This window comes from Mycobacterium sp. E796, from assembly GCF_001672815.1.
In the GTDB taxonomy this organism is placed as follows: domain Bacteria; phylum Actinomycetota; class Actinomycetes; order Mycobacteriales; family Mycobacteriaceae; genus Mycobacterium.
Genome location: NZ_LZKK01000067.1, coordinates 1 through 12,545, shown reverse-complemented (window position 1 = coordinate 12,545; position 12,545 = coordinate 1). Strand labels below are relative to the sequence as shown.

Below are 12,545 nucleotides of genomic sequence, written 5' to 3'. Positions count from 1 at the left end.
TGCTGCCGCGTCGATGGTCGCACGCGCTGCGTCGTCGCCTTTTGAGAAATCGTCGCCTATTGAGAAAGGGACAAGGCTGTTGAATGCTGGGTGGGCGCCGCAGGCCGGCCCGCGAGGAGGCTGTCATGACCTATGACCTGATCATCCGGGGCGGAACCGTGGTGGACGGCACCGGCGCACCGGCGCGAACCGCCGACGTCGCGGTCACCGGCGGGATGGTCGCCGAGGTCGGCCGCGTCGAGGGCGCCGCCAAACGCACCATCGAGGCCGACGGGCTAACTGTGACACCGGGATTCGTCGACGTGCACACCCATTACGACGGGCAGGCCACCTGGGATCCGCATCTCACCCCGTCGTGCTGGCACGGCGTCACAACGGCGATCATGGGCAATTGCGGCATCGGTTTCGCGCCGGTGCGGCCCGATCGGCACGGCTGGCTCGTCGACCTCATGGAAGGCGTCGAGGACATTCCGGGCTCCGCGCTCTCCGAGGGCATCACGTGGGAATGGGAGTCCTTCGGCGAGTATCTGGACGCACTTGAGCGGATGCCGCGCGCGGTGGACGTGGCCGCGCAGATCCCACACGCCGCCGTCCGCGGCTTCGTCATGGGTGACCGCGCGCACGATACCGCGACGAGCGCGGACCTCGCCGCGATGAGCGGGATCGTCGCCGACGGCCTGCGCGCCGGGGCGGTGGGCATGTCGTTCGGGCGCACGGCGGGACATCGCAGCGCGTCGGGCGAACCCGTGCCGGGAACCTACTCCGAGGAGTACGAACTCGCCGCACTGATGGCCGTCATGGCCGAGGTGGGTTCCGGTGTGTTGCAAGTGGTTCCGGCCGGTGTGGGCGGCGCGATGGGCGGCGACCAGCGCCACTCGATCGACGCCGAGATCGAGTGGATCACGCGGCTCGGGCGGCGCTATCGAATACCGCTCACCTTCCTGGCGATGGTCAACGAGCAGGACCCGCACGACTGGCGACACTGGTTCGCGGCGGTGCACGAAGCCAACGCGGCCGGGGCAGCGATCCGGCCGCAGGTCGCCAGCCGCGCCTTCGGAATGTTGATGGGCCACCAATCGCGGATGAATCCATTCCGGCACCGCCCGACGTACCGGCCGTTGATGGAACTGCCTTTGGCGCAGCGCGTTCAACGACTCCACGATCCGGACGTTCGGGCGCGAATCCTGGCCGACGCGCCCGAGCCGACGCCGGAGCCGTCGGCGGACCAACTCAACAAGCACCTGTTCAAGCGCCTGTATCCACTCGGCGAGGCGCTCGACTACGAGCCCGCGCCCGAAGACAGCATCGCCGCGATCGCCGAGCGGGAGCGCCGCGACCCCTGGGAGGTCACCTACGACGTGCTGCTCGGCGCCGACGGACGCGAATTTCTGCTGCTGCCTCTGCTCAACTACGCCGGCAACAACTACGACCACCTGTACAACATGATGGCCGACCCGGTGAGCCTGCAGGGGCTGGGCGACGGCGGGGCCCACTGCGGAATCATCTGCGACGCCAGCATGACCACGTACCTGCTGTCGCACTGGGTCGGCAAGCGGAGCCGCGGCCCGGGCCTGTCGCTGGAGGCCGCGGTGCACCGCCTCACCGGCGATCCTGCGGGCTTTTACGGGCTGGGTGATCGCGGCGTGCTAGCGCCCGGGCGGCGTGCGGACATCAACCTCATTGATCTGGAGCGGCTGCGGCTGCACTACCCGGAACGGGTCGAGGACCTGCCCGGTGGCGCGGGCCGGCTGATCCAACGCTCGGACGGTTACGTCGAGACGATGGTGCTGGGCCAGACCGTCGTCGCCGACGGCGAACTGACCGACGAAAGGCCCGGCGGTCTCGTCCGGGGCCGCCGCCCGGCGGCGGCTTAGAGCCGGCCCGCGGCGAAGTCCGCCGCCCGGCGGCGGCTTAGAGCCGGCCCGCGGCGAAGTCCGCCGCCTGATCAACCATCCCGGCCTCGACGTATTGCCGGTGCGCAGCCGGGAACCCCGATCCCGAACAGACGGGATCGTTGGGAACGCACAACTCGATCGTCTTCGGCGCGTATAGCGGACCGATCGTGACCGGGGGCTCGTTGATGATGCTCATGAACTGGGTCGACGGCTTGCCGAAGAGGGCGACGGCGGCGACGTGGTTGGCGACGTCGGGCGGCATCGGGTCGGGCGGCGACGCGAGGTTGGCCCCATCGGGGACCCGGTTCGCGGTGACGAAGCCCATGACGGCCGCGCCCTGCGAATATCCGCCCAACACCATCTTGGTTTTGGGGCAGTTCGCCGCCATCGACTCCACGTGATGGCCGGCGTCGGTGATGCCGTCGATCGCGGTGGGGAAGTCGGTCGTCGCCGGGTAGTTGACCGGGTACACGCCGAGCGATCGGGTGCCGACGCGCGAGCGCAGCGTGTCCACGAAGTCCTGCCCGACCCGGCCCACGCCGGGGGGCTCGGTGGTGCCGCGAGCGAACACCACCTCGACATCGGGGCACGGCTCGGCGGATGCGGAGGGAACGGGAGCGGCCAGCAGCGCCCAAATCGGCGCCACCGCAGCACAAATGAGGCGGGCGAGGGGAGGAAGCTGCACGTGGAAAATCTTGTCACAAGGTGATGGCGGCTGCTCGACGAGCACCGGCAGGTGGTGCGGCATCCGGGTGGGGCATCAAGGCTCGGCGGTCCGGACATGTCGCAGGTCAGCGCGCTACCAGGCGCATCGCAACGGCCGATGTACGCATCCCGTTGGCGAGTCGAACGGCAGATGAGATGTGATCAAGTCGATCCGTCGCCGCGGTCCCGCACGCCCCGCATGCGCACCAGCGAACGGGCAGCGCGTAGCGCGCCGCGGAACGCGTAGGCGGCGGCCACCAGCGACAGCAGGATCAGCAATACGAACATCGGCAGCCAGTTGCCCCTGCTGTGATCGACTTCCCACCAGACGATGGTGAACAGCACCACGCAGAGCAAGAGCACCACGTCCCGCCAATTACCCCGGTAGGACAGCGCAGCCTTGCGCAGCGCGCGATTCCGGTCGGCGACCTCGACCAGGTCATCGATGCGCTCGTCGATCGAGCGCCGCAGCTCGGCTCTGCGCGCGACTGCCTCCGCAGGGAGACGCTCCAGCAAGTCCATGTCCTGTTTGATGAGCTCTCGATAATCCGGCCCTCTGAATTGACCGGCCGCAACGGCGAGCATCAGGCCACCGAAAACCGGCGCACTGTTCAGTGCGAGTTGTCCCAGCCCTACCACGTCCCCTCCTTCGTCGGTCGTCAACGTCGGTTCGTTGAGGATGACCGAACTCGCGGTGAGGGATCAACCACTTCGGCGGTATCAGGACGCCCTGGACGAGCGGCCCCGCGCCCGCGCCGGCTCGGCTGCCCGAAGCGCGTCCATGGTGCGCACCAGCTGTGGGTAGGCGATCGCGGGTCCGATCCAGCGGGTGAGATAGCGCCGCAAGTCGGCGCCGCTGCGCGGCGGGCGGCCCGGGTCGGCGAGGAAGGAGTGCAGCACCCGCAGGCTGAATTCGTTCAGTTCGTCGAGTCCCGCCTCATCGAAACCGTGTTGCTCCCAGTCGATGTCGAAGCGATGCAGCATCGAACGTCCGAACGCCAACGCGGTATCGGAGATGATGGAGACGCCTTGTCCGCCGCGGTGGCGCAACACGAATTCGAGCTGATTGTCCGACGCCAGCCGCTCGATGGCGAAAGCCATACCCTCCGTCATCGCCACCACCGGGTCGGTTACGCCCTCGAGCTGGGTCGCCAGGCGGTCGAGGAACCCGTCGGCCGACCGCATCGCGGTCGCCACCAGCAGCGCCTGGGTGCCGGGGAAGTACCGGTAGACGGTCTGCCGCGTCACGCCCAGCGCCCGCGCCACGTCGGCAATTCGCATTGCCTGGCCGCGCTCGTCGATGATCCGGTCGGCGGCGTCCAGGATGCGCTCGATCGCCTCCTCATCGGAGGCGGGCGCGTTCCCTGCCCAGCCGTGACTGCGCACGCTCAGCCGATCCTCACAGCTGGATGATAACGATTCGGTTGGGCCACTGGGCTTTAGGCGGCGCAGGCTTTGAGAATGAGGCCGACGGCCTCGTCGAGCTGTTCCGCGATCTCGTCGTAGCTGACGAACCGGGCCGTCAGGAGGGCCCCGGAGAACGTCATCTGAAGCGCGGAGCGCACCGCGCGGGGCCAACCGGGACCCAGCGCCGCCGCGATCCTCCTGGACACCTCTTCGCCGATCTGCTCGCGCAGCGGCTTGACGGCGGGATCGTCGGCCATCAGCGCCGCGCCGCAGGCGGTCGCCAGCTCGGGCTCGTCGGCGACCATCAGCGCCATGTCGCGCAGGGTCGCGCTGACTCGCGCCTGGGTAGTGTCGTTGACGTCGGTGTGCAGCGGGAGGTCCCGCAAGAAGCGCAGGTACACCGCCGCCACCAGCGCGCTCTTCGACGGAAAGTACGTATACGCGCTGGCCGGGGACACGCCGGCGCGCGTCGCGACCGCGCGCATCGTCAGGGCTGCATACGACGATTCGCGCAGTTCCTCCAGCCCGGCCTCGAGGACCTTGCGGATCGTCTGCGCCGGCCGGCGGTCGGAGCGGCGGGCCGTCCCGGCGTCCGTGGGGGAAGCCGCCTGTCTAGACACCGGTCCAGTCTAGAAACCGGGGGGCAATCTAGGGTGGCGCCCATGGCCGAGGAAGACCGGCGTCGCTGGGACGAGCGGTACGCCGGCGCCGGGCCACCCCTGGTGAGCGAGGTCGGGCCGCCCGGCTTCGTCGCCCGCCACGCCGGGCTGTTTCCGACGTCGGGACGCGCCCTCGACCTCGCCTGCGGGCAGGGACGCGGCGCCGTGTGGCTGGGCCGCCGCGGCCTGGACGTGTGGGGGTGTGACGTCTCCCCGGTCGCGATCGAGCAGGCGCGCGAGTTGGCCCGGCTCGCCGGGGTGGGGGACCGCTGCCGCTTCGACGTCGTCGATCTGGACGAGGGACTGCCCGCTGGGCCGCCCGTCGACGTCATCGTGTGCCACAACTTCCGGGACCGCCGCCTCGATGAGGCGATCATCGACCGTCTGGCGCCGGGCGGGCTGCTGGCAATCGCCGCCCTGAGCGAGGTCGGGGCCGCGCCGGGACCGTTCCGCGCCGCGCGAGGCGAGCTGATCGCCGCCTTCGCCGGACTCGAGCTTGTCGACGCCGGCGAAGGCGACGGTCGCGCGTGGTTGGTGGCACGCGGCTGAGCGGCCGCCTCGAGCCTGCGTCCAGATCGCGAATTTGCTCGAAATCGCGATCTGAGCGCAGCCTCGGCGCACTCGGATGCGGGCCCGAAACCGGTAATGTCACCACGATGGAGCGGCGCGTGCTCGAAGCGATCATCTATGAACGCGAACCGCCGATTGCGCGGATCATCCTGAATCGGGTCGACAAGGCCAATACCAAGGACGCGGTGTTGGTGACCGAGGTCGACGACTGCCTGCACGAGGCCGACCGCGACAAAGAGATCAAAGTCGTCATCATCAAGGCCAACGGGAAGGGCTTCTGCGGCGGGCACGTGGCCCGCTGGGGTCCGGACGAGAACCCCTACCCGGACTTCGGAGACACCTTCGAGGACCTGTACAAGGGGACGGCCGACCTGTTTCTGTGGCCGACTCTCTATCTGTGGGAGTTTCCCAAGCCGACGATCTCGGCGATTCACGGCTATTGCATGGGCGGCGGCATTTATCTCGGCCTGGTGACCGATTTCTGTGTCGCGTCCGAGGACGCGTATTTCCAAATGCCGCTTGCCCAAAGCCTCGGCGAACCGGGCGGGCACACCATGATCGAGCCGTGGTTGCTGATGAACTGGCACCGCACCATGGACTGGCTGCTGCTGGCGCCCACCCTCTCGGCGCAGGAAGCGCTCGACTGGGGTCTGCTCAACAAGGTGGTGCCGCGCGACCACCTGGAGGACACCGTCGAGGAAATGGCCCGCAAGATCTCCCAGATCCCGTTGACCACGCTGATGGCGGTCAAGAACAACGTGAAGCGAGCCTGGGAATTGATGGGCATGCGCGTCCACCTTCAGGTCAGCCACATCTTGACCAACATGGTGGGCGCCGCCTCGGACGTGCAGGCGCGCCGGGCCGAGCTCATGCAATCCGGCATGAAGCCGCGCGATTTCGTGGGCCGCGAGGAAAAGGACGCCACTTAGTCTGCGGCACGGCGGCGATCGGGTGGGGGCGCAAATTGGCGCATGCCGGCCCCCGATTGCTGGCTTAGGATGACATTCGATAGCGGCTGGCGCGCGCCACTGCACCACCGCATGGCCGGTGTGACGAGAGAGGTGGTCGGTGGCTGCACCGTCTCTGGCCGCTGGTGGCCGGATCGGCGCGTGCGCCACCGCGCGCCCCGCATACATGCCATTCGACGGCGTCGAGACTTAGTGGCGTCGGCACGTAATTGCCTCAGCATAAGGAGAATGGGCCGACATGACGCAGACGCTGAAGGTGGAATACCAGGAGCTCATGGCCCGGGCCGACGAACTCGAGCAGCCGTTGCCGCCGGTGCCGTCCACCAACCCGCCTGCGCCGTGCAATCTTTCGTTTGTCCACGATGCTGCCGCACGACTCGCGCTTTCGGCCGACACGCTGCGCATGTTCCTCAAAGGGTGTGAACGGGAGTGGAGAAGTCTGGCGAAATCACTCAGGAATGCGGCCAAGGCCTATGAAGAGGTCGAGACGGAAGCCGCGGAGGCCATCAGCCAGACCATGAGCGGCGCCTCCGCCGCGAGGGTGTCCGCGGCGTCAGTGACCGCGGATGACGAACCTTGGACGCCGCCGGCGCCAGCGGCGGCGTCACCTTCGTTCGAATTCCCGTACTACGAGGTCAGGCGGGCGGCCGCGGACATTGAATCCGGCGACCAGGGCGCGGCGTTCCGGGCGTTCGCCCAGGAATGGGATGCGTTCCAGCGGGCGTTTCGTGACCAGACTTATCGGTTCCGGCTGTTTACCAGCTGGGAGGGCGAGGCGACGGCGCGCGTCGAGCAGAATTTCCACCAGCAGAAGGAGTGGATATATGCGATGGCGAAATTATGCGGCGACCTTGCCAAGCAGGCTGACAGGGTCGTCGACGTCCACAAAAAGGCCACCGCCACAACCGGTTACAGCAACCAGCATGCGCTGGGTGGCGCGCACCCCACGTCCTACGAAGTATCCCAATGCGACTATTGGTATCGGCGGTATGTCGAATCGAACAACCAGGCCTATGTGCCGTTAGCCATTGAATGGTATGAGAAGCTGCAGGCAAGCTCGGAATCGGCTTTGAAGTATTACGTTCAATACGCAAACCTGCCGCTGAAGCCGCTGAACCCGGACGCGCCCCCGAAGGCCACGGTGATCAACCCGCCGGTGGGAACCCCGAAGCCGGAGCCAAAGCCGGACCCCGAGGCCGGCCCCACCCCAACGCCCGATCCCACGCCAACACCCGAGCCGACCCCAACGCCCGGTCCGGGCCCCACGCCGGGTCCGACCCTGCCGCCCGCCCCGACTCCGGCGCAGGTCGGTGAGTTTGCCGGAACCGTTTCGCAGGGCTTTTCGCAAGGGATGCAGGGCTTTTCGCAGGGGATACAGGGCGTCACGCAGGGCATGAGCGCGGTGCAGGGCTTCCAGGGCTTCGGGCAGGGGGCCGCGGGCGGCGGCTCCACACCTGCGCAGCTCGCCTCGGACACCACCAGGTTGGACCCGCCGCCCCCTGACGACGCACAAGCGGTCGATGAGGAAAAGAAGGACGACGACGAGAAAAAGGACGACGAGGAAGGGCAAGAGGAACAGGCAGTTGCCGAAGGTGCGGCGGCGGGCGAACAGACGTCCGGCACCGCACCTACCGAGCCACCGGTGACCGGGCAACCGGGCGCGGCGCCTTCTGTCGTGCTCTAGTAGCGCGAGCAGACACAAAAGTCCTCATTTGCGGCCCGAATTGGGAGCTTTCGCGTCTGCTCGCGCCGTTAGCGGCTGCGCTCCCCGGCGATCCTGCGCCCGGCGGCGTGCCGCGCGGCCACGTAACCGAACACCATCGAGCTGGCGATGCTCGCGCCCGCGCCCGGATACGTGCGGCCCATCACCGTCGCGGTGGTGTTGCCCGTGGCGTAAAGGCCCTCGATCACCAGGTCCTGCTCGTCGAGGACCTGCGCGTGCTCGTTGGTGACGACGCCGCCGCATGTCCCGACGTCCGCCGGGAAGACCCGGGTGGCGTAGTAGGGCGCGCGGTCGAGCGGGCCGACGGCGGCGTTCGGCCGGTAGCCGGGATCGCCAAGGCAGTCGTTGTAGGCCGACTGCCCCCGCCCGAAGTCGGGGTCCAGGCCCTTGGCGGCGAACCGGTTGAACCGCTGGATCGTTTGCGCCAATTCGTCGGCGGGAAGGTCGATCTGGCGGGCCAGGTCGGCGATGGTGTCGCCGCGTTTGACCGCGCCGCTCTCGATGAGCTCTGGCGGCAGGTTCCGGTTGCGCTTGAGCGGGTTCGTGCTGGTGACGTACCTGCGCACGTACCCGTCGTCGAAGATCATCCAACAGGGGACCGCCTTGTTGGCATACATCGCCTTGCCGACCTCGACGTAGGAGTTCGACTCGTTGCAGAATCGCCGGCCGGTCGCGTCGACGTAGATGGCGCCGGGGCGCTGCCGGCCGGAGCCGAGCGAGGCGGCGGCGGCGCCGCCGTCCTTGATGAAAACCGAAGGCAGCCACCAGGCTTCGTCGAGCAGGTCGGTCTTCGCTCCCAGCCGCATGGCGGCCTGTAGCACCTCGCCGGTGTCGCCGGCATTGGCGATCGACCACTGCGCCTCGTTGGGTTGATCGCCGCTGTACTGGCGTCGCATCTCCTTGTTGTGACCGAATCCGCCGGCCGCCAGCAGGACTCCCTTACGCGCCTCGACGTTCAGCGGCACGCCGCCGCGCGTCACGCGGGCCCCGACGACGCGGCCGTCCTCGATGATGAGGTCTTCCATCGCGGCGTTGGTCCACAGCGGGGGCTGCCCGTCACCGAATTCGATGAGCGCCTTGAGCATCTGGGCGATCAGCGAGGCGCCGTTGGTGAGGATTTGCCGGCGGCCGGCCCGCGCGGCAGCGGTGCGCAGGAACACCCGGGTGGCGACGGCGAACGCGCGCGGCGACCGGTTGTAGTACTGGACCGAGCGCAACTCGTTGGTGAGGACCACGAAACCGTAGTTCTTGGCCAGCGGCGGCTGCACCTTGTCGCTCCAGCTGCCAAGCTTCGCGGCGTCGAAGGGGATGCCCTCGATGGCGCGGCCGGACTCGTTGCCGCCCTTGTGATTCGGGTAGTAGTCGCTCCATCCGGCGCAGCGGATCAGCCGAACGCCTTTGCGGGTGAGGAAATTGATCATTTCGTAGCCCGCGGTGAGGAACATCTCACGGCGCGCGGGGGAGGAGGGGGCGCCGATGTCGCCGACCACGTCGGCCAGGTAGGCCATGCCGTCCTCATGCGAGTCCGCGATGCCCTCGGCCCGCATCAGGGGGTTGTTGGGCAGCCAGACGATCCCGCCGGAAAGACCGGTCGAACCGCCGACCAGCGCCTGCTTCTCGAGGATCAGGGGTTCGAGCCCGGCGTCGATCGCGGCCAGCCCGGCCACCATGCCGCCGCCGCCGCTGCCCGCGATGAGCAGGTCGACGGAGCGGTCCCAGCGGGTGGTCATCGCCCCTCCGAGCTGAAGCCCAGGTCGGCCACCGGCACGTCGATGGTGGTGTTGGTCTTCTGGATCGCGGGCACCAGCGCGTCGTAGGGCAGGCCGGCCAGGAAGCCGTCGATGACGCGTTCGAAGTTCGAGATCAGCCCCTCGATCCGATCCGACAGCCGCATGTAGTCAAACCCCTTGGAGTGCAAACCCTTCTGCTGACGCGGCAAGTTGGAGAAGTCCTGCGCGGGGATGGGCGGCCAACGCGGGTCGTCGGGCGCCATGGGCTCCGGTGGCGTGGGCTTGGCGGTGGCCTGGTCCGGCGGGATGCGGGTCAGCGACCAGATCTCGAACAGCGTCTCCTCCGGACCGAGCGGACGGATCCGGTACGACGAGGCGCTGCTGTACTGGGGTAGCAGAAAGTAGTGCGGGAAACAGAAGTTGATCGCTTCGGTGATGCCGCGCCGCTCCAGCTCGTTGAGGTCGGGCATGTCGCAGCCGCGGGCGCGATGCCATTTGACGATGGCGTCGTTGAGCGCGGCGCGCCAGGCGGCCATGGCGGCGGCCGGGTCGGCCGGCAACTCCATGGTCTGGAGGCCCTCGGCGATGCGGACGTCGTTCTCGTGGGTCATTCCGGCCATGCCCTCACCGAGCGTGCGCATGAAGTACAGGTTCGTCTGGGCCAGCCCCGGCGGTTTGGACGTGCTGGGCATCGAGGACGGCAGCAGCTGCGGGTGGGTCTGCGGGACGTGGTAGCCCTCCATGAAGGCGGCCGTCGCCAGCTTCCAGTTCACCGGCAGCCGGCAGGCCTGCCACCACTCGACGCGCAGCGACTCGACCTTCCAGGCGTCGTAGATCGACGCGAACGGTTCGAAGCAGTCCCGCATGGGCGGCGCGTCGTCGTCCAGGTTGATCCACGCGCAGCCGCCCCAGAGCTCGCATCTGACCGGGACGAGTTGCAGGTCATCGGGGCTCAGGTTTTCCTCGGCGAACTCCTCGGGCCGCAGCACGAAGGTGTTGCGGCCGTCGATGGCCCAGCACCAGCCGTGGAACGGGCAGACGAAGGTGCGGCGGTTTCCGTTGCCCTCCACCAGCTTTACCCCGCGATGGCGGCACGCGTTGTGGTAGGCCCGCACGTTGTCGGCGTCCAGCCGGACGACGATGACGGAGTCGTCCAGGATCTCGTACTCGACGTAGTCGCCGGGTTTTGGGATCTCCTCGAGGCGGCAGGCCATCTGCCAGACGCGGGGCCAGAGCAACTCGGCCTCGAGGGCGTAGAACTCCGGGTCGTAGTACCGCTGCTTGGGGATCCGGTCGGGCCGCTGAACCGCCCACGGCACCGGCAGCGGCGCCCAGTTCACGTCGGGGTGGGTGCGTTCGGTAGTCACCATGTCCGTTCCCTCGTTCATACGATCCGTGACGCCCGCCCTTGCCAGTAGCGTTCGCGAATGGGCTTCTTGTACAGCTTTCCGTTGGGGTCGCGGGGCAGCTCGGCCTCGAATTCGACTGTGCGCGGGCACTTGTAGCCCGCCAGGTGCGCCCGGCAGTACGCGATGAGCTCCGCCTCTAGATCGGGCCCGGGCGTGACGCCGGCGGCCGGCTGCACGACGGCCTTGACCTCCTCGCCGAACTCCTCGTTGGGCACGCCGAACACTGCGGCGTCGACGAGCTTGGGATGCATTACCAGCAGGTTCTCCGCCTCCTGCGGGTAGATGTTCACCCCGCCCGAGACAATCATGAACGTTGACCGGTCGGTGAGGTAGAGGTATCCGTCGTCGTCGACATACCCCATGTCGCCGAGCGACCGCCACCCCCGCTCGTTGGAGACCGACGCGGTCTTGGCCGGGTCCTTGAAGTACTCGAAATCGGGCCCGCCCTCGAAGAACAATTCGCCCGACTCGCCCACCGGAAGCTCGACCCCGTCCTCGCCGACCACGTGAACGGGGCTGAACGGCTTGCCGACCGACCCGGGATGTGCGAGCCACTCGTCGGGGCCGATCGTCGTGCCCGCGAATCCCTCTGTGCCCCCGTAATATTCGTGGATTATGGGGCCGAACCACTCCATCATCCGGTGTTTGACGTCCACCGGGCACGGGGCCGCGGCGTGGATCACGCATTCGAGGCTCGAGACGTCATACTTGCGCCGCACCGACTCGGGCAGCTTGAGCATGCGCACGAACATCGTCGGCACGAACTGGGCGTGGGTGACGCGGTGGGTCTCGATCAGCCGCAGCACCGCCTCGGCGTCGAACTTGCGCATCAGGATCGACGCGGCGCCGACGCGGTGCACCGCCATGGTGTAGTTCACCCCCGCCGCGTGATACAGCGGTGCGGGGGAGAGGTACACGCTGGACCGGTCCATCCCGTACTTGTGGATCAGCGCCAGCTCCAGCACCGACTGGGCCCACGACCCGTTGCCGTCGGCGGGCAGCGACCGCCGAACCGCCTTGGGCCGTCCCGTGGTGCCCGACGAATAGAGCATTTCCGACCCGTCCGACAGCGGCGGAGGATCGCCCGGCGCCGCCAACGCGTCGTCGTAGGCGACCCAGCCCGGCAGGGCGCTCCCGACGGACACGTGGATCCCGACGCGAGGATTGACCGCTAGGACGTGAGCGGCGAGGTCACCCATCGAGGCGTCGACAAACACCGCCTTGGCGTCGGAGTCGTCGATGACGTAGGCGACCTCGTCGGGGGTGAAATGGGTGTTGACGGCGGTGTAGTAAAGCCCGGAAAGCTGGCAGCCCCAGGTGATTTCGAAGAACTCGGGCCGGTTCGGCAGCACCAGGGCGACGCCGTCGCCGCGCCGCAGCCCGGCCTGGTGAATGGTGGCCGCGACGCGTTGGCTCTTTTGGTACAGGTCGCCGTAAGTGATCGTGCCGCCGTCCGCGACGACGAGCGCCGGCGACTCG

Annotated in this window: 11 protein-coding genes; 4 read left to right on the top strand and 7 right to left on the bottom strand. The window is 68.0% G+C overall.

Annotation, left to right across the window (positions count from 1 at the left end; translation table 11 throughout):
* The first annotated feature begins 125 nt into the window (after window positions 1–125).
* The gene (locus A5706_RS06185) at window positions 126–1,874 is read left to right on the top strand and encodes an amidohydrolase family protein (RefSeq protein ID WP_068128295.1); all 1,749 of its coding nucleotides are present in this window, start codon (window positions 126–128) and stop codon (window positions 1,872–1,874) included.
* A 37-nt stretch (window positions 1,875–1,911) separates the two neighbouring features.
* Here A5706_RS06185 and A5706_RS06180 read toward each other — a convergent pair whose 3' ends face one another.
* From A5706_RS06180 to A5706_RS06165, 4 genes are all read right to left on the bottom strand, one after another.
* Entirely contained in the window at window positions 1,912–2,580 is a 669-nt protein-coding gene (locus A5706_RS06180; RefSeq protein WP_369831806.1) for a cutinase family protein, read from the bottom strand.
* A 182-nt stretch (window positions 2,581–2,762) separates the two neighbouring features.
* Window positions 2,763–3,185, bottom strand: a complete 423-nt coding sequence (locus A5706_RS06175; protein WP_197517760.1) for a hypothetical protein — start codon at window positions 3,183–3,185, stop codon at window positions 2,763–2,765.
* Between the two features lie 135 nt (window positions 3,186–3,320).
* Window positions 3,321–3,986 carry a TetR/AcrR family transcriptional regulator gene (locus A5706_RS06170; protein WP_068128238.1) on the bottom strand — a complete coding sequence of 222 codons (666 nt, stop codon included), beginning with the start codon at window positions 3,984–3,986 and terminating at the stop codon, window positions 3,321–3,323.
* 53 nt (window positions 3,987–4,039) lie between these two features.
* Window positions 4,040–4,627, bottom strand: coding sequence for a TetR/AcrR family transcriptional regulator (locus tag A5706_RS06165; RefSeq protein ID WP_068128235.1), 588 nt, complete (start codon window positions 4,625–4,627; stop codon window positions 4,040–4,042).
* A 42-nt stretch (window positions 4,628–4,669) separates the two neighbouring features.
* On the opposite strand from A5706_RS06165, the gene A5706_RS06160 reads away from it, so the two are divergent.
* From A5706_RS06160 to A5706_RS06150, 3 genes are all read left to right on the top strand, one after another.
* A complete protein-coding gene (locus tag A5706_RS06160) occupies window positions 4,670–5,215 on the top strand; it encodes a cyclopropane-fatty-acyl-phospholipid synthase family protein (RefSeq protein ID WP_068128233.1) in 546 nt (181 codons plus the stop codon).
* Window positions 5,216–5,322: 107 nt separating this feature from the next.
* Entirely contained in the window at window positions 5,323–6,165 is an 843-nt protein-coding gene (locus tag A5706_RS06155; protein ID WP_068128231.1) for an enoyl-CoA hydratase-related protein, read from the top strand.
* Window positions 6,166–6,442: 277 nt separating this feature from the next.
* Complete coding sequence (locus A5706_RS06150) at window positions 6,443–7,888, top strand: hypothetical protein (RefSeq protein ID WP_068128229.1); 1,446 nt, start codon at window positions 6,443–6,445, stop codon at window positions 7,886–7,888.
* 68 nt (window positions 7,889–7,956) lie between these two features.
* Here A5706_RS06150 and A5706_RS06145 read toward each other — a convergent pair whose 3' ends face one another.
* The 3 genes from A5706_RS06145 to A5706_RS06135 form a co-directional block, all read right to left on the bottom strand.
* Window positions 7,957–9,657, bottom strand: coding sequence for an FAD-binding protein (locus A5706_RS06145; RefSeq protein ID WP_068128227.1), 1,701 nt, complete (start codon window positions 9,655–9,657; stop codon window positions 7,957–7,959).
* The gene (locus A5706_RS06140; protein ID WP_068128291.1) at window positions 9,654–11,027 is read right to left on the bottom strand and encodes an SRPBCC family protein; all 1,374 of its coding nucleotides are present in this window, start codon (window positions 11,025–11,027) and stop codon (window positions 9,654–9,656) included. The genes A5706_RS06145 and A5706_RS06140 overlap by 4 nt, the downstream gene beginning before the upstream one ends.
* Before the next feature lie 14 nt (window positions 11,028–11,041).
* Window positions 11,042–12,545: acyl-CoA synthetase (locus A5706_RS06135; RefSeq protein WP_068128225.1), on the bottom strand; the 1,504-nt coding region annotated here is incomplete at its 5' end.